Here is a 20,584-nt window from a genome sequence, read left to right as displayed (position 1 = left end):
CCCAGTAGTCGGCAACACCCTCCCCGCGCAACACCTTTGGCCCCCTCCTCCACACACCTGGACTGACATGAGACTCGTGCGTTCCTTCCGCGCGGCCCTCACCGCGGCCGCCACCACGGCGGCCGCGGTGGGCCTCGCCCTCACGGGAACCGGCACCGCCGAAGCCGCCACCCCCCTGCCGAACCACGTCTTCGCCCCCTACTTCGAGGCCTGGACCGGCGAGAGCCCCGCCGCCCTGTCCGCCCAGTCGGGCGCCAAGCACCTGACGATGGCGTTCCTCCAGACCGCCACCAAGGGCTCCTGCACGCCGTACTGGAACGGCGACACGAGCATGCCGATCGCCGCCTCGACCTTCGGCGCCGACATCAAGACGATCCAGGCGGCCGGAGGCGACGTCATCCCCTCGTTCGGGGGGTACACGGCCGACACCACCGGCACCGAGATCGCCGACAGCTGCACCGACGTCCAGCAGATCGCCGCCGCGTACGAGAAGGTCATCACGACCTACGACATCTCGCGGCTGGACATGGACATCGAGGTGGACTCGCTCGACAACTCCGCCGGCATCGACCGCCGCAACAAGGCCATCAAGCTGGTGCAGGACTGGGCGGCGGCCAACGGGCGCAAGGTGGAGATCTCCTACACCCTGCCGACCACCACGCACGGCCCCGCGGAGAACGGCGAGGCGCTGCTGCGCAACGCGGTGAGCAACGGCGCCCGGGTCGACGTCGTGAACCTCATGACGTTCGACTACTACGACAACCAGCCCCACGACATGGCGAAGGACACCCAGACCGCCGCCCAGGGCCTGTACGACCTGCTCGCCGAGCTGTACCCGGGCAAGACGCCGGCGCAGTTGTGGAACATGGTCGGTGTCACCGAGATGCCGGGCGTGGACGACTTCGGCAAGGCGGAGACCTTCACCCTGGCCAACGCCCGCACCGTGTACGACTGGGCGGTCGCCAAGGGCATCAACACCCTGTCCTTCTGGGCGCTGCAGCGGGACAACGGCAGCTGTGCGGGCGGTGGAGCCGCGGACAACTGCTCGGGCATCGAACAGAACACATGGGACTTCACCCGCATCTTCGCGCCGTTCACCGGTGGTGGCGCCCCCACCCCGGCCAACGACTTCTCCGTGGCGCTCAGCCCGGCCTCCGGGTCCGTGACGGCGGGTCAGTCCGCGACGGCCACGGTGAAGACGGCCGTGACGAAGGGCAACGCCCAGGACGTGAAGCTGAGCGTCAGCGGGGCCCCGGCGGGTGTCACCGCCTCCCTCAGCCCCGCCTCGGTCACCGCGGGCGGCTCCTCCACCCTCACCCTGGCCACCACCTCGGCCGCGGCGTCGGGCACGTACACGGTCACCGTGACCGGCGCGGGCGCCTCGGGCAGCCACTCGGCGGCCTACTCCCTGACCATCACCGGCGGCTCCGGCAGCCAGTGCACGGCCGCCCCGTGGGCCAAGGACGCGGTGTACACCGGCGGGCAGCAGGTCTCGTACAAGGGCCACACCTGGAAGGCCAAGTGGTGGACGACGGGCGAGGAGCCCGGCACCACCGGCCAGTGGGGCGTCTGGCAGGACCTCGGCGCCTGCTGAACCGCGCCACCACCGCCCGACGGCAGGCCCAGTGCCCCGGGACCGCCCACCGGCCGGTCCCGGGGCACTGGGCATCCGTGGGACACGGGCTCCCGGTGCGGGACCGCGAGCCTCCGGCGCACCCCGGCCGCACACCCCCCATGAGCGGTGCCCCGGCGAACCGGCGGGGCACCCGAAGCGGTCCCCAGTACCCCGGTCGGACCGTTTGCGGCATGCGCGGCGGGGGACCCAGCGACTCATGACGACAACATCACCTCGGCGGATGCGGCGGGACCTGGTCCCGCGGCTCCTGGACAGTCTCGAACGGCAGCCGCGCGGCGACGCGGTGATCGACGCGCTCGGCCGGGGCGTACGGGCCCTGCCGCTGCGCGGCGGCCGGGACCTGCTGCACGGCAGGTGGCTGGGCCACCCCGTGCACCCGCTGCTGGTGCAGGTACCGGTCGGCAGCTGGCTGTCGGCCGCGGTGCTGGACCTGTGCCCCGGCCGGGCGCGGGAGGCGGGCTCGCTGATCGCCGTCGGACTGGCCGCCGCCGCCCCGGCCGCGCTGGCCGGAGCCGTCGACTGGGCGGAACTGCACCCCCGCCAGCAGCGCGTCGGCCTGGTGCACGCGCTGGCCAACACGGCGGCCCTCGGTCTGTACGCCGCCTCGCTCGCCTGCCGTGTCAAAGGCCGCGCGAAGACCGGCCGCGGCCTCGGCTTCCTGGGGCTGACGGCGGTGGCGGCCGGCGGCCTCCTGGGCGGCCACCTCGCCTACCGGCAGGCCGCGGGCGCGAACCACGCCGAAGAGGTCCCGCAGGTCGTCTCGGAGGGCTGGCACCGGCTCGGGCCCGTGGCCGGGTTCCCGGCGGGCCGGATGGTACGGCGCACCGTTGACGACGTCCCGGTCCTGGTCGTCCGCGAGGCCGACGGGACCTTCCACGCGCTGGCCGACCGGTGCAGCCACCTTGCGGGTCCGCTGTCCGAGGGCACCCTGGAGGAGGACGGATGCGTCCGGTGCCCCTGGCACGGCAGCGTCTTCCGGCTCGCCGACGGCTGGAACGTACAGGGCCCGGCCACTTCTCCCCAGCCCGTCTTCGACACCCGCGTTGCCGACGGCGAGCTCGAGGTGCGGCTGCGGGAGCGGGACTGAGCGTCGCCCGGCAGGGGCGGAAGACGGGAGACACCACCGACGGCCTCCGGCGCCCCAGCGGCACCGGAGGCCATGTCACGCCACCGCGCTCAGCGGTGGCCGGCCCGCGAGCCCCGGTACGCGGCGCGGCGGACGGCGGCGAGGGCGGGACCGGGGGTGAAATCCCGGGCATCGCGCTCGTAGATGTCGAAGCCGGCGCTCTCCCTCGGCCCCGCCGGCAGCGCGGAGCGCACGGTGAGCACGGCGAACGGCCGCCAGGGACGGCCGGGTTCCGCGGCGCACAGATCGAGGACGAGCGGTCCGGCGGCCAGCGCCCGCACCAGGCTCGCCGGGTCACCGTGCACCGGGGCCTGCCCGGCCCGCCGGGGAAAGGCGGCCAGAACACAGGAGCGACCACCCACCCGGTAGGGCAGCAGACTGGAGTACGCCCCGCCCAGCGCGTCGGCGCGGAGCAACGGCAGGTGCCGGGCCACGCGACCCCGGCCGCTGCTGGTCAGCAACAGGTCGAGGGCCTGGCCGGGACCGTCGGCCCCGTCCACCCGTACGGCCAGGCCCAGCGCGTCGGGCAGGCGCCGTGGCAGCCCGGCCGCCCGGGAGAACCGGACGGTCGCGGCGAACCGGCCCGGTGCCTCCAGCCACGGAGCGCCCCAGCCGCCCGAGCCCTCCGGTACCTCCACCTCGCCCGCGCACATCAGTCCGTGCGGATGCAGGGCGGGAGCCCGGCGCAGGCGAGCCAGCAGCCGGAAGCCCGCCTCGACTCCTCGGACCGGCAACGACACCGCCGGCTCATGGACCGGCGGGGCCTGCGCACCCCTCAGCATGCTCGCCCCTGCCCTCACCGTCGCTGTTCCTCGGGACCCGTCCCGGCGGCCCCTCCTCCACAAGGACCACCGGGTACCCCGGACCCGCTGCCCTCACGCGTGGCGCCACGGCGGTGAGACGCTCCGCGCCTGCCCCACCCAACCGTGGGCCCGGGCGACGTGTCGGGGGTGCGCGGGGAGGGGAGGTTTTGTGCGGCGGGGGCGGAGCGGGTTAGCCTTCGGCGTATTTTCTCATCGCGCAGATCCGTGAAGTGCGGAAATGCACAGTGTTCGGGCCCTTGCGGGCCGCCGGGGTGTTCGGGTCCTCACCGCTGAGGGCCCCTGGGGAGCGGGACGAGGTTGCGCATGACCAGCGACAAGTCCGAGACGGTCGACGCCGCGCCGGGCGACCAGGAGCTGCGGCAACTCCTGGCGGGCCTGACAGCCGTGCGCGACGGCGACTTCGGGACGCGCCTGCCGGAGGACGCCCACGGTCTCATGGGTGACATCGCGACCGTGTTCAACGGCATGGTCGACCAGTTGTCCGTGTTCACCTCCGAAGTCACCAGAGTGGCCCGCGAGGTCGGCACCGAGGGCACGCTCGGCGGGCAGGCGGAGGTGCCCGGGGTCTCCGGGACGTGGGCCGACCTGACCGACTCCGTCAACGCCATGGCCGGGAACCTCACCACCCAGGTCCGCGACATCGCCCAGGTCGCCACGGCGGTGGCCAAGGGCGATCTGTCGCAGAAGATCGACGTGCCCGCGCGCGGCGAGATCCTCCAGCTGAAGAACACCGTCAACACGATGGTGGACCAGCTCTCTGCCTTCGCCGACGAGGTCACCCGCGTCGCCCGCGAGGTCGGCACCGAAGGACGCCTCGGCGGCCAGGCGAAGGTGCCGGGGGTCGCCGGTGTGTGGCGCGACCTGACCGACTCCGTCAACTTCATGGCGGGCAACCTCACCAGCCAGGTCCGCAACGTCGCCCAGGTGACGACGGCGGTGGCCAAGGGCGACCTCTCCCAGAAGATCACCGTCGACGCCCGCGGCGAGATCCTGGAACTCAAGAACACCATCAACACGATGGTGGACCAGCTCTCCGCCTTCGCCGACGAGGTCACCCGCGTCGCCCGCGAGGTCGGCACCGAAGGACGCCTCGGCGGCCAGGCCGACGTCAAGGGCGTCAAGGGCACGTGGCGGGACCTGACCGACTCGGTCAACTTCATGGCGGGCAACCTCACCAGCCAGGTCCGCAACGTCGCCCAGGTGGCGACCGCGGTGGCCAAGGGCGACCTCTCCCAGAAGATCACCGTCGACGCCCGCGGCGAGATCCTGGAACTCAAGAACACCATCAACACGATGGTGGACCAGCTCTCCGCCTTCGCCGACGAGGTCACCCGCGTCGCCCGCGAGGTCGGCACCGAAGGACGCCTCGGCGGCCAGGCCGACGTCAAGGGCGTGTCGGGCACCTGGAAGGCCCTCACCGACAACGTGAACGTGATGGCGTCGAACCTGACCGGCCAGGTGCGCTCCATCGCCCAGGTCGCCACCGCCGTGGCCCGCGGCGACCTGTCCCGCAAGATCACGGTCGAGGCCAAGGGCGAGGTCGCCGCGCTGGCGGACGTGATCAACACGATGGTGGACACGCTCTCCGCGTTCGCCGACGAGGTCACCCGCGTCGCCCGCGAGGTCGGCACCGAAGGACGCCTCGGCGGCCAGGCCCACGTGCCGAACGTGGCGGGCACCTGGAAGGACCTCACCGACAACGTCAACTCCATGGCGAACAACCTGACCGGTCAGGTGCGCAACATCGCGCTGGTGACGACCGCGGTGGCCAAGGGCGACCTGTCGAAGAAGATCGACGTGGACGCGCGGGGCGAGATCCTGGAGCTGAAGACGACCATCAACACGATGGTGGACCAGCTCTCCGCCTTCGCCGACGAGGTCACCCGCGTCGCCCGCGAGGTCGGCACCGAAGGACGCCTCGGCGGCCAGGCCGAGGTGGAGGGCGTCTCGGGCACCTGGAAGCGGCTCACGGAGAACGTCAACGAGCTGGCCGGCAACCTGACCCGTCAGGTGCGGGCCATCGGCGCGGTCGCCAGCGCCGTGGCCGAGGGCGACCTGACCCGCTCGATCACGGTGGAGGCCTCCGGCGAGGTCGCCGAGCTGAAGGACAACATCAACTCCATGGTGGAGTCGCTGCGGGAGACCACGCGGGCCAACCAGGAGCAGGACTGGCTCAAGACCAACCTGGCGCGCATCGCCGGCCTGATGCAGGGCCACCGCGAGCTGCCGGTGGTGGCCGAGCTGATCATGGAGGAGCTGACGCCGCTGGTGGCGGCCCAGTACGGCGCCTTCTACCTCTCCGAAGACGGTGACCGCGGCCCCGAGCTGCGGCTCGTCGGCTCGTACGGCAGACCGGACGACGACCAGCGGCCCGACCGTTTCCCCGTCGGGCGCTCGCTGGTCGGCCAGGCGGCCCGCAGCCGCCGTACGATCACCGTGGACGAACTGCCGCCGGGCTACGTCACCATCTCGTCCGGGCTCGGCCGGACGGTCCCGACCGCGCTGATCCTGCTGCCGATCCTGTTCGAGGACCAGGTCCTCGGTGTCATCGAGCTGGCGTCGGTCACCTCCTTCACCGCGATCCACCGGGACTTCCTGGAGCAGCTGCGCGAGACGCTCGGCGTGAACCTCAACACGATCGTGGCGAACGCCCGCACCGACGAGCTGCTGGAGGAGTCGCAGCGGCTGACCGCCGAACTCCAGGCCCGCTCGGCCGAGTTGCAGTCCCAGCAGGACGAGCTGCAGCGCTCCAACGCCGAGCTGGAGGAGAAGGCCACCCTGCTCGCGTCGCAGAACCGCGACATCGAGGCGAAGAACCTGCAGATCGAGCAGGCCCGGCAGGAACTGGAGGCCCGCGCCCAGCAGTTGTCGCTGGCCTCCAAGTACAAGTCGGAGTTCCTGGCCAACATGAGCCACGAGCTGCGCACCCCGCTCAACAGCCTGCTCATCCTGGCCCAGTTGCTGGCCCAGAACCCGTCGCGGAACCTGACCCCGAAGCAGGTCGAGTACGCCGGGATCATCCACTCGGCGGGCAGCGACCTGCTCCAGCTGATCAACGACATCCTCGACCTGTCGAAGGTCGAGGCCGGCAAGATGGACGTCACCCCGGAGCGGGTGCCGCTGCGCCAGCTGATCGACTACGTGGAGGCCACCTTCCGGCCGATGACGTCCCAGAAGGGGCTGGAGTTCGCCGTCCGCACCGCGCCGGGCGCGCCCGGCGACCTGCTCACCGACGACTCCCGGCTGCGGCAGATCCTGCGCAACCTGCTCTCCAACGCGGTCAAGTTCACCGAGCAGGGCAGCGTCGAGCTGGCCATCGAGCCGGCGGCCGACGAGGAGGTCCCGGACGGTGTCGTGCGGGGCGGTGCCGTCGTGGCGTTCCGGGTGCGGGACACCGGCATCGGCATCCCGGAACAGCACCTGGAGACGATCTTCGGGGCGTTCCAGCAGGCGGACGGCACCACGAGCCGCAAGTACGGCGGGACCGGCCTCGGCCTGTCCATCACCCGGGAGATCGCGCATCTGCTCGGCGGTGCCGTCGCGGTGGACAGCACGCCCGGCCGGGGCAGCACCTTCACGCTGTACCTGCCGGTGGCCCGCCCGGACTTCGAGCAGTTGCTCGGCAGCGGCCGGCTCGCGCCGAAGGAGCCGGCCGAGCTGAACCCGGTCGCCGCGGCCGCGCAGGACACCGCCGCACCGCAGGTGCAGGTCTCCCCCGCCCGGCAGCGGCCGCGCCGGCTGCTCGTCGTGGAGGAACGGCCGCGCGGCCTGCTGACCCTGGTCGCCGAGAGCGTGGTCGCGGAAGTGGCCCGGCACAGCCCGGACGACGGCTCCCCGCTGCCCGCCGTGGAGGTCATCACCGCCGTGGGGGCGCAGGAGGCGGCGGGCGCGCTGGCCGCCGAGCCGTGCCACTGCGTCGTGCTGGACCTGGACATGCCGGACGGGGAGGCGGGCCGGTTCCTGCAAGCCCTGCAAGGCGACTCGGGGCTGGCGGGCGTACCGGTGCTGGTCCACAGCGGCCGTCGGCCGGAGGAGGCCCGGGACGAGGCGTTGCGCTCGCACCGGGACGACGGGGCGCTGGAGTTCCTGTCCAGCCTGGACGAGCTGCGCGAGCGCATCGCCCTGCACCTGTCGGCCGAGGAGCCCGGCGACGTGCTGACCCTGGTCCGGGGCGAGGACCCGCAGGACCTGGCCCCGCCGGTCGACGACAGCTTCCGGGGCCGTACGGTCCTGGTCGTCGACGACGACGCGCGCAACCTGTTCGCGCTGAGCGGGATCCTGGAGATGTACGGATTCCGGGTGCTGCACGCGGAGAACGGGCGCAAGGGCATCGACACGCTGCTCGGCAACCCCGACATCGCGATGGTGCTGATGGACGTGATGATGCCGGAGATGGACGGCTACACGGCCACCGCCGAGATCCGCAAGCTGCCGCAGTACGCGGATCTGCCGATCATCGCCGTCACCGCCAAGGCGATGCCCGGTGACCGGGAGAAGTCCCTGGCCTCGGGCGCGAGCGACTACGTCACCAAGCCCGTCGACACCCACGACCTCATCGCCTGCGTCCGGCGCTGGCTGTCCGCGTGAACGCGCCAGCGCGCTTGCGCCGAGGAGTACCCCTGTCGTGAGCACGAGCGAGCAGTCACACGAGCCCGAGGACATCGGTCCGCGCCCCGAGCCGTCCGCTTCCGTCGAGCGGCCGGCCACCGGCGACCCGGTGCCGGCGGACCTGGCCGGTGTCGCCCCGACGTCCCCTGTCGGCAGGCTCGCCGCCACCGTGGAGCGGCTGCGCCGCGAGGTGCGCGCCGCACAGGCGGAGGCGGAGGGCAGGGCGCTGATCGAGCTGGCCAAGGGCATCCTGGTGGAGCGGCTGGGCTGCGGCCCGGCGCAGGCCGCCCGGCAGCTCGCCGAGCTGACCGAGCAGGCCAGGGCGACGCCGCTGGAGTTCGCGGTGGAGGTCATCAACCAGGCCGCCCGGGACCGGATGTCGGAGATCACCACCACCTTCCTGGCCGCCGCCACGGGCGCCGCGGAGCGGGACGCCGCGGCCGTGCGGCTGCGGGCGGCCGAGAGCGGGGCGCTGGCCGCGGACGACACGCAGGCCGTCGCCGACTCCCTGCTGGAGCACGCGCTGCGCCCGCTGGGCGCGGTGGCCGTGGCGGTGTGGGCCGCGGGCGCCGACGGCTCGCTGACCCTGGCCGGCAGCGCGGGGTTCTCCCCGGCGGAGGCCACCCGATGGCGTTATGTGCCTCCGGAGGTGGCGACGGTGGCGCGCCGGGGCCTGACCGAGCGCGCCGGACAGTGGTTCGGCTCCCTCGCCGAGACCGGGCTGCCCACCATCGGCCGGCATCTGCACCCGGACGGCGGCCGGGTGGCGGTGCCCGCGGGCACCGGGGGCCGGATCCACGGGGTGCTGGAGATCGCCTGGCCGGGACCGCTGGAACCGCAGCCGCCCCAGGTCGTCCGGCAGGTGGAGGCGCTCGCCGAGCTGTGCGCGCACACGCTGGAGACGTACACGCTGCGCCGGGAGGCCGGGCAGGAACCCCGCGTCCTGCCCGACACCGCCGAGCTGATGGACCTGGCGGACGGGCTGCACGACCCCGCGCTGGTGCTGGTGCCGTACCTCGACGACTCGGGGCAGCTGGCCGACTTCCGCATCCAGCACATCAACAACCACTTCCTGGACCCGGCGGGCCGCCCGCGGGCGGTGGTCAACGGTGCACTGCTGCTCGAGGCCTACCCGATGGCCGCGGGCAAGAGCGAGCTGTTCCAGCGGGTGGAGCGGGTGTACGCCACGGGGGAGCCGTTCCGGGCCCGCCGCATGCAGCTGACCTCGCTGGTCGACCAGGTGTCGCTGTCGGCGGTCGCGGACATCAGCATCAGCCGGCACGGCACCAGCGTGCTGCTGATCTGGCGCATCGAGGACGAGACGGCGCGGCTGGCGAGCCTGCTCCAGCACGCCCAGCGGCTGGGCCGTATCGGCGGGTTCGAGGAGAACCTGCTCACGGGTGAGATCACCTGGAACGACCAGTTGTTCCATCTCTACGGCCGGTCCCCGACGAGCACGCCCGTCCCGCTGGAGGACCTGCCCGCGTACGCGCACCCGGACGACGCCGTATCCCTCGGCCGGTTCCTGCGCACGGTGCTGCACCAGCGCCGGCCCGCTTCGGCCGCGTTCCGGCTGCAGCGGCCGGACGGGGTGACGCGGCACATCCGCGTGGTCGCCGAGCCGGTGCTGGACACCGACGGCCGGCTGTTCGTCGTACGGGGCGCGTACCAGGACATCTCCGCCCAGCACTGGACGGAGGTGGCGCTCGCCGCGACCCGGGACCAGCTCGCCCACACCGAGCAGCAGGCCGCCGAGCGCAACCGGCTGACCCTGCAGTTGCAGCACGCCATCATGCCCCCGACCCGGGCGCCGCTGACGGTGCCCGGTCTGGAGGTCGCGGTGCGCTACCGCCCGGCGGAGACCGAGCACCTGGTGGGCGGCGACTGGTACGACGCCGTGGTGCTGCCGACCGGGCTGGTCCTGATGTGCGTGGGCGATGTCGCGGGCCATGGCATCGAGGCCGCCACCAGCATGGTCGTCCTGCGCAACGCGCTGCGCGGCCTCGCCGTGACCGGTGCCGGGCCGGGCCAGCTGCTGTCCTGGCTGAACATCGTGGCGCACCATCTGACCGGCGCGGTCACCGCCACGGCGGTCTGCGCGCTGTACGACCCCGAGCGGCACACGCTGCGCTGGGCGCGGGCGGGCCACCTGCCGCCGGTCCTCGTCCGGGGCTCGGAGGCGGCGCCGTTGCCGCTGGTCAAGGGGCTGCTGCTGGGCGCGGTGCCGGAGGCCGTGTACGAGGAGGCCGAGCTGGAGTTCGCGCCGGAGGACACGCTGCTGCTGTACACCGACGGCCTGATCGAACGCCGTGACCGGTCCGTGGAGGAATCCCTGGCCCATCTGCTGACCGCGGCCCGCACGGTACCGAAGACCCTGGACCAGCAGCTGGACGGCCTGCTGACCTACAGCAGGTCGGACACGGACGACGACACCTGCATCGTGGGCATCCGGGTGGTGTAGCCACGGCCCGGCGTCCCGGGCCGTGGGAGCGGGCTTCCTCCGGCCTCGGTGGTCCTCACCCGCTGTCCCGGGCTACGGGACGCGGGTGAGGAAGTCCAGTACTCGGTCGGTGACCAGTGTCGCGGCGTGCGCGTCGTACGACGGCAGGCTGCTGTCGGTGAACAGGTGCCGGTCGCCGGGGTGGAGGAACAGTTCGGCATCCGCCGCCGTGGCGACGAGCGCCCGGGCCGCGTCCACGTCGCCCTCCCCCGCGAAGAACGGATCCGCGTCCATGCCGTGGATCTGGACCGGGACGCCGTCGGGCCAGCCGCCGGGCTCCGCGACCGGGAGGCACGCCTCCAGCAGCAGCGCGCCCTGTGCGCCGGGCCGGGCCTGGGCCAGCTTCTGCGCCGGCAGGACGCCGAGCGAGAACCCGACGTACACGAGTTCCGCGGGCAGCCCCTCGGCGGCGGCGGTTCCCCGCGCGACGACCGTGCCGAGCCCGGCGTCCTCGACGTAGCCCAGGCCCTCTTCGAGGGTGTCGAACACCCGCCCCTCGAACAGGTCCGGGACGTGCACGGTGTGCCCGGCCCGTCGCAGTCGCTCGGCGAACTCACGGACGCCGGCGGTCAGCCCGTGTCCGTGGTGGAAAACCAGCACTTCAGCCATGTCGCCCCCTCGTACCGCGGTGCCCGTGCGGCGCCGCGGTACGAGTATGGCCCGTACCACTGACATCCACCGGCGCCCGCGGACACGGGCGAGCACGACGGGGCTGGACGAATCACCGCGGAGGACAGGGGTACCCCGCCCGGGGAAAGCCGCCGGGCGCGGGAGGCCCACAGGCTCAGGCGGAAGGAGTGGGTGCCTCCATGGCCACCACGGACGAGCCCACCGACGACGCGCTCGATCTCCACTTCATCGGCAACGCCACCGTGCTGCTGCGGTACGGCCCCCTGACCCTGCTCACCGACCCGAACTTCCTGCACCGGGGCGAGTACGCCTATCTCGGCTACGGTCTGCTGAGCCGGCGCCTGACGGAACCCGCCCTCGGTCCGGAGGACCTGCCCCGCATCGACGGGATCGTGCTGTCCCATCTGCACGGCGATCACTGGGACCGCAGGGCCCGGCGCTCCCTGGACCGTGGGGTCCCGGTCCTCAGCACTCCCCATGCCGCACGCCGCCTGAAGGTGCTGCACGGTTTCCGGCAGACGGCGGGACTGCGGACCTGGCAGGCGCTCACCCTCCAGCGGCAAGGGGTACGGGCCACGGTCACCGCGCTGCCCGGCCGGCACGCGGGACACCCGGTGCTGCGCGGGCTGCTGCCGCCCGTGATGGGCAGCATGGTCGAGTTCGGTCCCGTGGGCGGCCCGGCACGGCTGCGGCTGTACGTCTCCGGTGACACGCTCCTGCACGACGGCCTGGAGGAGATCGGCCGCCGCTTCCCGGCCGCCGACCTGGCCGTCCTCCATCTGGGCGGAACGCTCCTGCCCGGCGGGTTCCTGGTCACCATGAACGGGGCGCAGGGCGCGGAGCTGGTCCGGCGCCTGCGTCCGCGCGCCGTCCTGCCCGTGCATTACGAGGACTACACGGTGATGCGCTCACCCCTGTCCGCGTTCCTGGCCGAGACCGGCCGGCTCGGCCTCGGCGACCGGGTCGTGCCCTGCCCGCACGGCGGCCGGGTGCGCCTGCCCGCCGGGCCGGGAGCGGTACCCGTCGTCCACTGACCGGGGGCACCGCCCGCGGCCCCATGCTCCGGCAGGGGTGCGGCGCGGGGTCGCGGGCGGCCGGTGGGTCAGCCGCCGATGTCCGAGTTCTGCGCGGCGGTGACGATGGCCGCCGCGTCCTCCGGCAGCAGGTATCCGGCGTCGACCGACGCCTGCGCGGCCGTGCGCACCTTCTCCACGTAGCCGGCGTGGGTCGGGTAGAGCCGGCTGAGCGCCGGTTCCGCGGTGGCCGGGAAGGAGGGGTCGGACGGGTCGCCGTCGTCGTGCCGGTCCCAGGCGTCGGCATCGCCGTTCCACGGGTCGCGGGCGCCGTACAGGCCGCAGAAGACACCGCTGCCGCTGGTGTCGCGCAGACCGGTGAGCGTACGGGTGGGCACCGTGACGTCCGGCAGACGGACACCGCCGGTGGCGAGGCCGGTGGCCGGGTCGCGCAGGACGGTGCTCAGCGGCTGACCGCTCGGCGGCCGCGCGCCGCCCCGCGCCCAGCCGGCCAGGTGACGCAGCGCCGCGTTCATCGCCCAGTGGCCGGGCCCGTCGTTGAAGGGGGCCGAACCGGCGGCGCAGTCGGCCGACGGCGCGGCGGAGCCCGCCGACTTCCGCACGGTCGGGTCGCCGAGGTCATAGGCCCACTGGTCGCCGTGCGCGGTGCCGGCCAGTTCCCAGTGCACGACGCTGTCGGTGTCCGGCTGCCGGGCGATCGCGGCGCCGGGCACGTCGGTCTCGGTGAGCACGACGAACGTCGGCACCGACAGGTCGGTCCTGATCCGGGACGGGTTCGGCATCAGCAGGGTGTCGGCCAGCTCGCCGCTGATCGGGGAGGCGATCGCGCTGTTGCTGTGCACCATGAAGCCGTCGTAGACCTTGGACACGGGCTGGACGGCGTTGACGTACGTCGTCATGAAGCCGGCCGACTGCGACTCGCCGTCGGCGAGCAGCGTCCGGACCGGGAGCCCGCCGAGCGGGTCGGGTCCGTTCGGGGAGCGCAGGGCCTGGCCCGCCTGGGAGAAGATGTCGTACGCGAAGGCGTCGCCGGGGTGGACCAGGCTGCCGTAGCGCGCCGGGTCCCAGCCCTTGAGGCCCTTGATCTCGCCCAGCCCGCCGTTGACCCCGACGGCCTGCGCCGAGACGCCGACCCAGGCGTACCCCCGGCGCAGCAGCTCGTCCCGCTCGAACCAGTAGTCCGGGGAGAGGTCGAGCTGGCCGCTGACGTTGAGCCACTCCACGACCACGGTGCCGTTGAACTTCGCCGGGTCGGCGGGGCGGCGCACCAGCAGGCGGCTCTTGTACGCGGCGGTGCCGGACGCGCGGACGTTCCACCGGCCGTTCGAGGTCCACAGGCCGGACTTGGCGTACGACGTGGCGGTGCCCGCGATGAAGTACTCGCTCTCCGTGTAGCCGAACGAGCCGAGGTCTTCGGCCGCGGCGAGGAACGGGAAGCCGTGATCGCCGGCGGGCGGGACGGTGACCGTGGGGCTCGCGGCAGCGGTGGGCGAGGCGGCGGCGGGGGCGGCCAGCGGGGTGCCGAGGAGACCGCCGCAGAGCAGCGCCCCCAGCGCGGTGGCGGTGACGGACCGCCGTGATGAGCGAGCAGGCATGCGCACGGGTTGCCTCCGTGAATGCGGGTCCAATGGGTCGGGACCGCAGTCTCGGCGAACCGCGGCGGGCTGCCATCGGCGAATCCACCGGTGTCCGGCTCATCCCCCCGCACACATGACGGCGGCAGGGGACGAGGACCTGTTCGCCGCTTCTGGCGACGTGCGGCGGTCTCCGGTCCGGCCGGAAGCGGCCCCCCTCCGGCCTGTTGGGGACGGCGAGGCACGGGCATGCTCCCCCCATGGCGAACGAAGGCCCGGCAGCGCACCGCCCGCCCCTGCTGTGGGAACAGCACTGCTGCCTGCCGTTGCGGCGGCAGGCGGACGTCGGCGAGCTGGCCCGCTACCGCAGACCGGGGGGCAGCTTCGTGTCGGTGAACGTCGGTTACGTCCCGCACGGCGCCGCCGACGTCACCGGCCTGATCACGAGCTGGCGGCAGCGGATCGCCGAGGATCACCGCTTGCGGCCGGCGGGGAGTGTCGAGGACATCGAGGCCGCGGCGCGGGCGGGGGACGTGGCAGTGGCGTTCGACCTGGAGGATTCCGGTCCGCTCGAGGGGCGGCTGGACCGGGTGCGCCGGTTCTACGATCTCGGTGTCCGCACGATGCTGCCGAGCTACAACACCCGCAACGCGGCCGGCGGAGGCTGCCTGGACCTGACCGACGAGGGGCTCACCGCCTACGGGCGGGCGCTGGTACGGGAGATGAACGCCGTCGGCATGGTGGCGGACGGATCGCACTGCGGCGCCCGTACCGGGCTGGAGATGTGCGAGGTCTCCGAACAGCCGGTGATCTACAGCCATTCCTGCATGCGCTCGCTGTGGGACCACCCTCGCAACATCACCGATGAGCAGGCCAGGGAGTGCGCGGCCACGGGCGGCGTCATCGGCATCACCGGAGTCGGAATCTTCCTCGGTCCCAACGAGGCCACCGTCGAGGCGCTGGTGCGGCACATCGACCACGCCGTCGGACTCGTCGGCCCGGAACACGTCGGAGTCTCGACCGACTACCCGTTCGATCACGAGGACTTCAACACGATGCTCGCACAGAGCCCGGAGCTGTTCCCCGACTCCTACACCCGCTGGGGGCCGATCGACTTCATGCCCCCGGAAGACCTGCTGACCGTGGACGACGCGCTGCGCGCCCGCGGGTATCCCGACGACGCCGTCACGGCGATCCTGGGCGGCAATTTCCGCCGCGTCGCCGCCCAGGTGTGGCAGTAGCCCACAGCCGCGCTCCGGCCATAGCAGGCCTGCCGCTGCGGGGCGGGGCCACGGACAGCTGCTCGCCGCCGCGGCACCCGGTACCGGCTACGGCCTCGGGGCCGGCGATGTCGCCCAGGCCCGGCCGAGGGCCGGCTCCGGGGAAGCCGGTCCGTGCGCGAGCCGCAGGGTGAGCAGCGCCTCGGTCAGGGCCGCGGCGGAGGTCTCGTCCAGGGGGGCGAGGAAGTCACGTTCGACACGCTCGCGGGCCTCTTCCGCCTCCCCCAGGCACGTCCGGCCGGCCGGAGTGAGGGTCACCACATTGCGGCGCCGGTCACGCTCGCTGCGGTGGCGCTCCACGTAGCCCTTGTCCTCCAGCGAGTCGATGACGCCGACCATCGTGGTGCGGTCGACCCCGAGCCGGGCCGCGATCTCCAGCTGGGACGGCTGTTCCGGCGAGGCGGCGATCACCGCCAGCACCCCGAGTTCCCGCGGGACGAGACGGAAGGGCGCGAGCGCCGTGTCCAGTTCGCCGGCCAGCGCCGCGTAGGCGTGTTTCAGGAGATATCCCAGCCGACGGGAAAGTACATCCGGGGGACGCTCATCCTTCATGCGGAACAGCGTACACTTCACTGACCGTCAGTCCGACCGACGATCTGCCTCCATGACCGATCATTGGTCCGTTCGGGCCACCGGTGAACGGGACACCCGTATCACCCGGGCCCGCGCACCACTCACGGGACCGCAACCTTCAGGGGCGGGGTGCCCCAGCGACGCAGCGCCCCACCGCCCCCGCGCACGCGACCCCCGTACACCACCATCACCAGCAAGGAAGTGACGTTCACGTCATGAGTGACTCGCCCCCGGCCGAGACCATACGCACGGCTTCGGCCCGCCCCGCGCCCGGCGCCGCCGACGGCCCCGACCCCCGTCGCTGGTGGGGCCTGGTCGTCATCGCCCTGGCGCAGTTGATGGTGGTCCTCGACGCGACCATCGTGAACATCGCGCTGCCGTCCGCGCAGAAGGCCCTCGGCATGTCCGACGGCAGCCGCCAGTGGGTCATCACGGCCTACACCCTCGCCTTCGGCGGCCTGCTGCTGCTCGGCGGCCGCATCGCCGACCTGGTCGGCCGCAAGCGCACCTTCATCATCGGCCTCATCGGCTTCGCCGTCGCCTCCGCGATCGGCGGCGCGGCCGGGAGCCCCGGCATGCTCTTCGCGGCCCGCGCCCTGCAGGGCGTGTTCGGCGCCGTCCTCGCGCCCTCCGCGCTCTCCCTGATGACCACCACGTTCACCGACCCCCGGGAGCGCGGGAAGGCGTTCGGCATCTACGGCGCCATCGCCGGCGCGGGTGCCGCGATCGGCCTGCTGCTGGGCGGCGTCCTCACCTCGTACGCGAACTGGCGCTGGTGCCTGTACGTGAACATCCCCATCGCGGCCGTCGCGGTGGTCGGCGCCCTCGTGCTGCTGCACGACCGTCCGGGGCACCGTGAGGCCAGGCTGGACATTCCCGGGGTGATCCTGGGCTGCGGCGGACTGGTCGCCGTGGTCTACGGCTTCTCGGAGGCCGAGCCGCGCGGCTGGAGCGACGGCCTGGTGGTCGGCCTGCTGATCGGCGGCGTCCTCCTGCTGACGGCGTTCGTGTTCTGGCAGGGCAAGGCCAAGCACCCGCTGCTGCCGCTGCGCATCCTCGCCGACCGCAACCGCGCGGGCTGCTTCCTGACCATGGGGCTCGCCACGATCGGCATGTTCGGCCTCTTCCTGTTCATGACCTACTACTTCCAGGGCATCCTCGGTTACACCCCGGTCAGGAGCGGTCTGGCGTTCCTGCCGATGTCCGCGATGATCATCCTGGGCTCCACGCAGATCTCCGCCCGGCTGCTGCCCCGCACGCCTCCGCGCCTGCTGATGGTGCCCGGCATGCTGCTCGCCGCGTCGGGCCTCCTCGTCCTCACGCAGCTCGGCGTGGACTCCGCGTACGCCACCCACGTGCTGCCCGCCGAACTGCTGCTCGGCCTCGGCATGGGCCTGACCTTCATGCCGGTCTTCTCCACCGCGACCCACGGGGTGCGGCCGCAGGACGCCGGGGTGACCTCCGCGATGGTCAACACCTCGCAGCAGGTGGGCGGTTCGCTCGGCACGGCGCTGCTGAACACCATCGCCACCTCCGCGACGAGCACGTACGTCGGTCAGCACATGACCAGCCCCGCGCGCAAGGCGCAGGTGCTGCGTGAGGGCATCGTGCACGGCTACACGCACGCCATCTGGTGGGGCGTCGCCGCGATGCTGATCGCCGCCGTGGCCTCCGGTGTCCTGGTCGTCGCCCGGCCCACCCGCCACGGCCAGGGCGGCACGCCGGCGGGAGCGGCCGCCGCACACTGATTCCGGCCGTCGCTCCCCATGCGCCCCGCTCCGGCATCGCCGGGGCGGGGCGCGGCCGTAGGGGCAGGTCTGCCGGCGTCGTCGTCCGGTGCGTCCGTCGACGAGTACAAGCGTTTTCTGCCACGCCTCACCGGAGGACGCCCTCGATCGGAGTGATGCGTTCCGTAACTGTCCAGAACCTTGCCGTTGACCGGCGGCCACCCTATCCTCGCCGCACGGAAAGCGCTTTCCCACGCACGGCTGAGCAGAACCGCACGGCCTCACAGCACGAGGCGCACGAGCAGCACGGCCCAGAATCCGCGCCGCGTCCGGCGGCGAACGACCGAGTGGGAGACGAGGATGAGACGACCAGCCGCCATGCGACTGTATGCGGCCCTGGCCACGCTGGGGGTGGCCGCCGCGGCCGGGGTGGGCGTGGCGATGCCCGAGGAGGCGTCGGCCGCCACCGCGAGCGCCACGGGATACGCGACACAGAACGGCGGGACCACCGGCGGCGCGGGCGGCAGGACCGTGCGGGCCACCACCGGCACCGCGATCCACGCCGCCCTGTGCTCCCGGGCCACCAGCAGCACCCCGATCGTCATCGAGGTCGAGGGGACCATCAACCACGCCAACACCAGCAAGGTGTCCGGCAGCAGTTGCAACACCGCCGACGGCGTCATCGAGCTGAAGCAGGTCAGCAATGTGACGATCGTCGGGGTAGGCGGCGGGGCCGTCTTCGACCAGCTGGGCATCCACATCCGCGCGGCGAAGAACATCGTCGTCCAGAACGTGACGGTGAGGAACGTCAAGAAGTCCGGCTCCCCCACGTCCAACGGCGGGGACGCCATCGGCATGGAGAGCGACGTCCGCAACGTCTGGGTCGATCACGCGACGCTGGAGGCCTCGGGCGGGGAGGCGGAGGGCTTCGACGCGCTCTTCGACATGAAGGACAACACCCAGTACGTGACCCTGTCGTACAGCATCCTGCGCAACTCGGGCCGGGGCGGCCTCATCGGGTCGAGCGAGAGCGACCTGTCGAACAGCTACATCACGTTCCACCACAACCTGTACCAGAACATCGACTCCCGCGCTCCCCTGCTGCGCGGCGGCACCGCCCACATGTACAACAACCACTACGTCGGCCTGAACAAGTCCGGCATCAACTCCCGGGCCGGCGCCCACGCCAAGGTGGAGAACAACTACTTCGAGGACTCCAAGGACGTCCTGGGCACCTTCTACACCGACGAGCTGGGCTACTGGCAGGTCGCGGGCAACGTCTACGACAACGTGACCTGGACCAGCCCCGGTTCCGACAACCACCCGGCCGGCCCGGACCCGCAGTCCAACACCACCGTCGCCATTCCCTACGCCTACACGCCCGACGCCGCCGGCTGCGTACCGGACATCGTGAGCCGGACGGCGGGCGCCCATACGGGGCTGCGCGTCTCCGACGGCAACTGCACACCGCAGACGCCGACACCCACCCCCACACCCACCCCGACGCCGACTTCCGGGCCCACGCAGCCCGGTGGGACCAACCTCAGCCTCGGAGCGGGCTCCGACGGCTCCAGCAAGGCCGACGGCACGAGCTACGGCAATGTGCGCGACGGTGACCTGAGCACCTACTGGTCGCCGGCCGGCACGACCGGCTCGGTCTCCATCAAGTGGGGCTCCCCCACCGCCCTTTCCTCGCTCACCATCCGGGAGACGGCGGGGGCCGCGGGCCGCATCGGCGCCTGGCGCGTCCTCAACGGTGACACCGGGGCGGTACTGACCTCCGGCAGCGGCGCGGGCGCCATCTCCCTCCCCCGTACGACGCTCTCGAAGGTCACCTTCCAGATCACCGGCGCGAGCGGCACCCCGCAGGTCGCCGAGTTCGAGACGTACGCCGGGTAGTTCCGCGCCGCCGCCGCCCCGGCCGGGTGCTCTCCGTACGGGACGGGACGGGGGCCGGTGCCGTGATCCGGCGCGGGCCCCCGGTGCGGTGGCGGTCCGGAACGCTCCGCGCGCCGACGGTCACCCGGTGGGCAGGGGGACACCAGGAACCCGTGGGGAATCTCAGAAGTCGTCCGCGCCGTTGCGCAGTTCGGGGGTCCAGTAACCGGTGAGGGCCTTGGCCGGGTCGACGGCGATGCCCTCGCTGCCGGGCGCGGTGACGGCGATGACCGTGGAGTCGCCCTCCAGCGTGACGGAGAACGCCGAGACGGGCTCGGTGTCCTCGTCGGCTCCGCCGTCCGACAGCTTCACGAGAGCGTAGGCCGGGGCTCCCGCCGTGAGCACGACCGGAGTGGCCGGCTTGCTCTTGGCCACGGCCGGGACGTCCTGCTTGTGGCTCTCCAGGAACTGGATGTGCGGGAAGCCCGTCAGCCGGCAGACGTGGCGGGAGGTGTTCTTCGCCGTGAGCACGAGGTGGGTGTACGGCGGACCGTCCTGCGTGGCGGCGGTGACGGTGACGTCCCCCGCGGTGCAGACCGGGGCGGAGGCGGAGGCCTGCTCCCCGGTGGTGCCCGTGGTGCCCGCGGTCCCCTTCGATCCGGTCGATCCCACCGATTCCGTCGATTCCGTCGAGCGCGCCGAGTCGGTCGTTCCCGTCGTCCCGGAGGTGCCGGTGCCCTTGCCGCCGGCCGACCGCGCGGTCGCCCCGGCCGACGCCACCGTGGCCTCGGGAGCCGCCGAGGACTTCGACGCGGTGTCCCCGTCGCTCTGACAGGCGGTGAGGGAGAGGACGAGAGCCGTACCCGCGACGGCGAGCAGCGCTGAGCGGTGACGCGAAGTGTTCATGGAGAGTTCCCCCGTAGTGATGGGCGGCCCCGGCGCGGTGCCGTGGGCCATGGTCGTCCTGCTGGTGTCACGCGGTTTGCCGTGTTTTCCGTCGACGGCGGAACGGTCCCTGCCGCTCCCGGGCCCCCAGGCGCCGGCCCCCGGCGGGCCGTCCGCCGGGAACGCGTCGCCAGGACCGCGTTCGCACCGGAGGACCGGCCGTTCCGTGTCGGCCTTCAGTCGATCACTTCCGGTCTCCGCCGCCCAGGCGGTTCTCCCGGCAGAAGTACCGTCGGCCATACTTCTGCC

Annotated in this window: 13 protein-coding genes; 8 read left to right on the top strand and 5 right to left on the bottom strand. The window is 72.7% G+C overall.

Annotated features, from left to right (window positions below):
- Positions 1-67: 67 nt before the first annotated feature.
- Both AB0E62_RS21565 and AB0E62_RS21560 read left to right on the top strand, forming a co-directional pair.
- The gene (locus AB0E62_RS21565) at positions 68-1,594 is read left to right on the top strand and encodes a glycosyl hydrolase family 18 protein (RefSeq protein WP_362195923.1); all 1,527 of its coding nucleotides are present in this window, start codon (positions 68-70) and stop codon (positions 1,592-1,594) included.
- Positions 1,595-1,856: 262 nt separating this feature from the next.
- Entirely contained in the window at positions 1,857-2,723 is an 867-nt protein-coding gene (locus AB0E62_RS21560) for a Rieske (2Fe-2S) protein (protein WP_362196284.1), read from the top strand.
- A gap of 89 nt (positions 2,724-2,812) precedes the next feature.
- Here AB0E62_RS21560 and AB0E62_RS21555 read toward each other — a convergent pair whose 3' ends face one another.
- On the bottom strand, positions 2,813-3,502 hold the full coding sequence (locus AB0E62_RS21555; RefSeq protein ID WP_362195921.1) for a phosphodiesterase: 690 nt from the start codon (positions 3,500-3,502) through the stop codon (positions 2,813-2,815).
- Positions 3,503-3,889: 387 nt separating this feature from the next.
- Here AB0E62_RS21555 and AB0E62_RS21550 point away from each other — a divergent pair, with 387 nt between their 5' ends.
- Together AB0E62_RS21550 and AB0E62_RS21545 are read left to right on the top strand one after the other, a co-directional pair.
- Complete coding sequence (locus AB0E62_RS21550) at positions 3,890-8,173, top strand: HAMP domain-containing protein (protein WP_362195918.1); 4,284 nt, start codon at positions 3,890-3,892, stop codon at positions 8,171-8,173.
- Positions 8,174-8,210: 37 nt separating this feature from the next.
- Positions 8,211-10,655: a SpoIIE family protein phosphatase gene (locus tag AB0E62_RS21545; protein ID WP_362195915.1), complete on the top strand. Its 2,445-nt coding sequence runs from the start codon at positions 8,211-8,213 to the stop codon at positions 10,653-10,655.
- Positions 10,656-10,727: 72 nt separating this feature from the next.
- On the opposite strand, the gene AB0E62_RS21540 is transcribed toward AB0E62_RS21545, so the two are convergent.
- Positions 10,728-11,303 carry a dienelactone hydrolase family protein gene (locus tag AB0E62_RS21540; protein ID WP_362195912.1) on the bottom strand — a complete coding sequence of 192 codons (576 nt, stop codon included), beginning with the start codon at positions 11,301-11,303 and terminating at the stop codon, positions 10,728-10,730.
- 200 nt (positions 11,304-11,503) lie between these two features.
- Between AB0E62_RS21540 and AB0E62_RS21535 the strand changes: the two genes are divergently transcribed.
- Positions 11,504-12,358: an MBL fold metallo-hydrolase gene (locus AB0E62_RS21535; protein ID WP_362195909.1), complete on the top strand. Its 855-nt coding sequence runs from the start codon at positions 11,504-11,506 to the stop codon at positions 12,356-12,358.
- 68 nt (positions 12,359-12,426) lie between these two features.
- Here the strand turns inward: AB0E62_RS21535 and AB0E62_RS21530 are convergent, their stop codons facing one another.
- On the bottom strand, positions 12,427-13,953 hold the full coding sequence (locus tag AB0E62_RS21530) for an alpha/beta hydrolase domain-containing protein (RefSeq protein ID WP_362195906.1): 1,527 nt from the start codon (positions 13,951-13,953) through the stop codon (positions 12,427-12,429).
- Between the two features lie 239 nt (positions 13,954-14,192).
- Between AB0E62_RS21530 and AB0E62_RS21525 the strand changes: the two genes are divergently transcribed.
- On the top strand, positions 14,193-15,173 hold the full coding sequence (locus AB0E62_RS21525) for a membrane dipeptidase (protein ID WP_362195903.1): 981 nt from the start codon (positions 14,193-14,195) through the stop codon (positions 15,171-15,173).
- Positions 15,174-15,260: 87 nt separating this feature from the next.
- On the opposite strand, the gene AB0E62_RS21520 is transcribed toward AB0E62_RS21525, so the two are convergent.
- On the bottom strand, positions 15,261-15,764 hold the full coding sequence (locus AB0E62_RS21520) for a MarR family winged helix-turn-helix transcriptional regulator (protein WP_362195900.1): 504 nt from the start codon (positions 15,762-15,764) through the stop codon (positions 15,261-15,263).
- 236 nt (positions 15,765-16,000) lie between these two features.
- Here AB0E62_RS21520 and AB0E62_RS21515 point away from each other — a divergent pair, with 236 nt between their 5' ends.
- Together AB0E62_RS21515 and AB0E62_RS21510 are read left to right on the top strand one after the other, a co-directional pair.
- Entirely contained in the window at positions 16,001-17,533 is a 1,533-nt protein-coding gene (locus tag AB0E62_RS21515) for an MFS transporter (RefSeq protein ID WP_362195897.1), read from the top strand.
- Between the two features lie 339 nt (positions 17,534-17,872).
- The gene (locus tag AB0E62_RS21510) at positions 17,873-19,411 is read left to right on the top strand and encodes a pectate lyase (protein ID WP_362195894.1); all 1,539 of its coding nucleotides are present in this window, start codon (positions 17,873-17,875) and stop codon (positions 19,409-19,411) included.
- A gap of 162 nt (positions 19,412-19,573) precedes the next feature.
- Here the strand turns inward: AB0E62_RS21510 and AB0E62_RS21505 are convergent, their stop codons facing one another.
- Complete coding sequence (locus AB0E62_RS21505) at positions 19,574-20,296, bottom strand: DUF4232 domain-containing protein (RefSeq protein WP_362195891.1); 723 nt, start codon at positions 20,294-20,296, stop codon at positions 19,574-19,576.
- Positions 20,297-20,584: the final 288 nt, after the last annotated feature.

This window comes from Streptomyces sp. NPDC038707 (assembly GCF_040636485.1).
In the GTDB taxonomy this organism is placed as follows: Bacteria; Actinomycetota; Actinomycetes; order Streptomycetales; family Streptomycetaceae; genus Streptomyces.
This window is presented reverse-complemented; position numbering and strand designations above follow the sequence as displayed.

What these genes read in the sequence shown, in the direction of transcription:
- AB0E62_RS21565 (WP_362195923.1), top strand. Translation starts at nt 68, where the DNA reads ATGAGACTCGTGCGTTCCTTCCGCGCGGCCCTCACCGCGGCCGCCACC.
- AB0E62_RS21560 (WP_362196284.1), top strand. Translation starts at nt 1,857, where the DNA reads ATGCGGCGGGACCTGGTCCCGCGGCTCCTGGACAGTCTCGAACGGCAG.
- AB0E62_RS21550 (WP_362195918.1), top strand. Translation starts at nt 3,890, where the DNA reads ATGACCAGCGACAAGTCCGAGACGGTCGACGCCGCGCCGGGCGACCAG.
- AB0E62_RS21540 (WP_362195912.1), bottom strand. Translation starts at nt 11,303, where the DNA reads ATGGCTGAAGTGCTGGTTTTCCACCACGGACACGGGCTGACCGCCGGC.
- AB0E62_RS21535 (WP_362195909.1), top strand. Translation starts at nt 11,504, where the DNA reads ATGGCCACCACGGACGAGCCCACCGACGACGCGCTCGATCTCCACTTC.
- AB0E62_RS21530 (WP_362195906.1), bottom strand. Translation starts at nt 13,953, where the DNA reads ATGCCTGCTCGCTCATCACGGCGGTCCGTCACCGCCACCGCGCTGGGG.
- AB0E62_RS21525 (WP_362195903.1), top strand. Translation starts at nt 14,193, where the DNA reads ATGGCGAACGAAGGCCCGGCAGCGCACCGCCCGCCCCTGCTGTGGGAA.
- AB0E62_RS21520 (WP_362195900.1), bottom strand. Translation starts at nt 15,764, where the DNA reads ATGAAGGATGAGCGTCCCCCGGATGTACTTTCCCGTCGGCTGGGATAT.
- AB0E62_RS21515 (WP_362195897.1), top strand. Translation starts at nt 16,001, where the DNA reads ATGAGTGACTCGCCCCCGGCCGAGACCATACGCACGGCTTCGGCCCGC.
- AB0E62_RS21510 (WP_362195894.1), top strand. Translation starts at nt 17,873, where the DNA reads ATGAGACGACCAGCCGCCATGCGACTGTATGCGGCCCTGGCCACGCTG.
- AB0E62_RS21505 (WP_362195891.1), bottom strand. Translation starts at nt 20,296, where the DNA reads ATGAACACTTCGCGTCACCGCTCAGCGCTGCTCGCCGTCGCGGGTACG.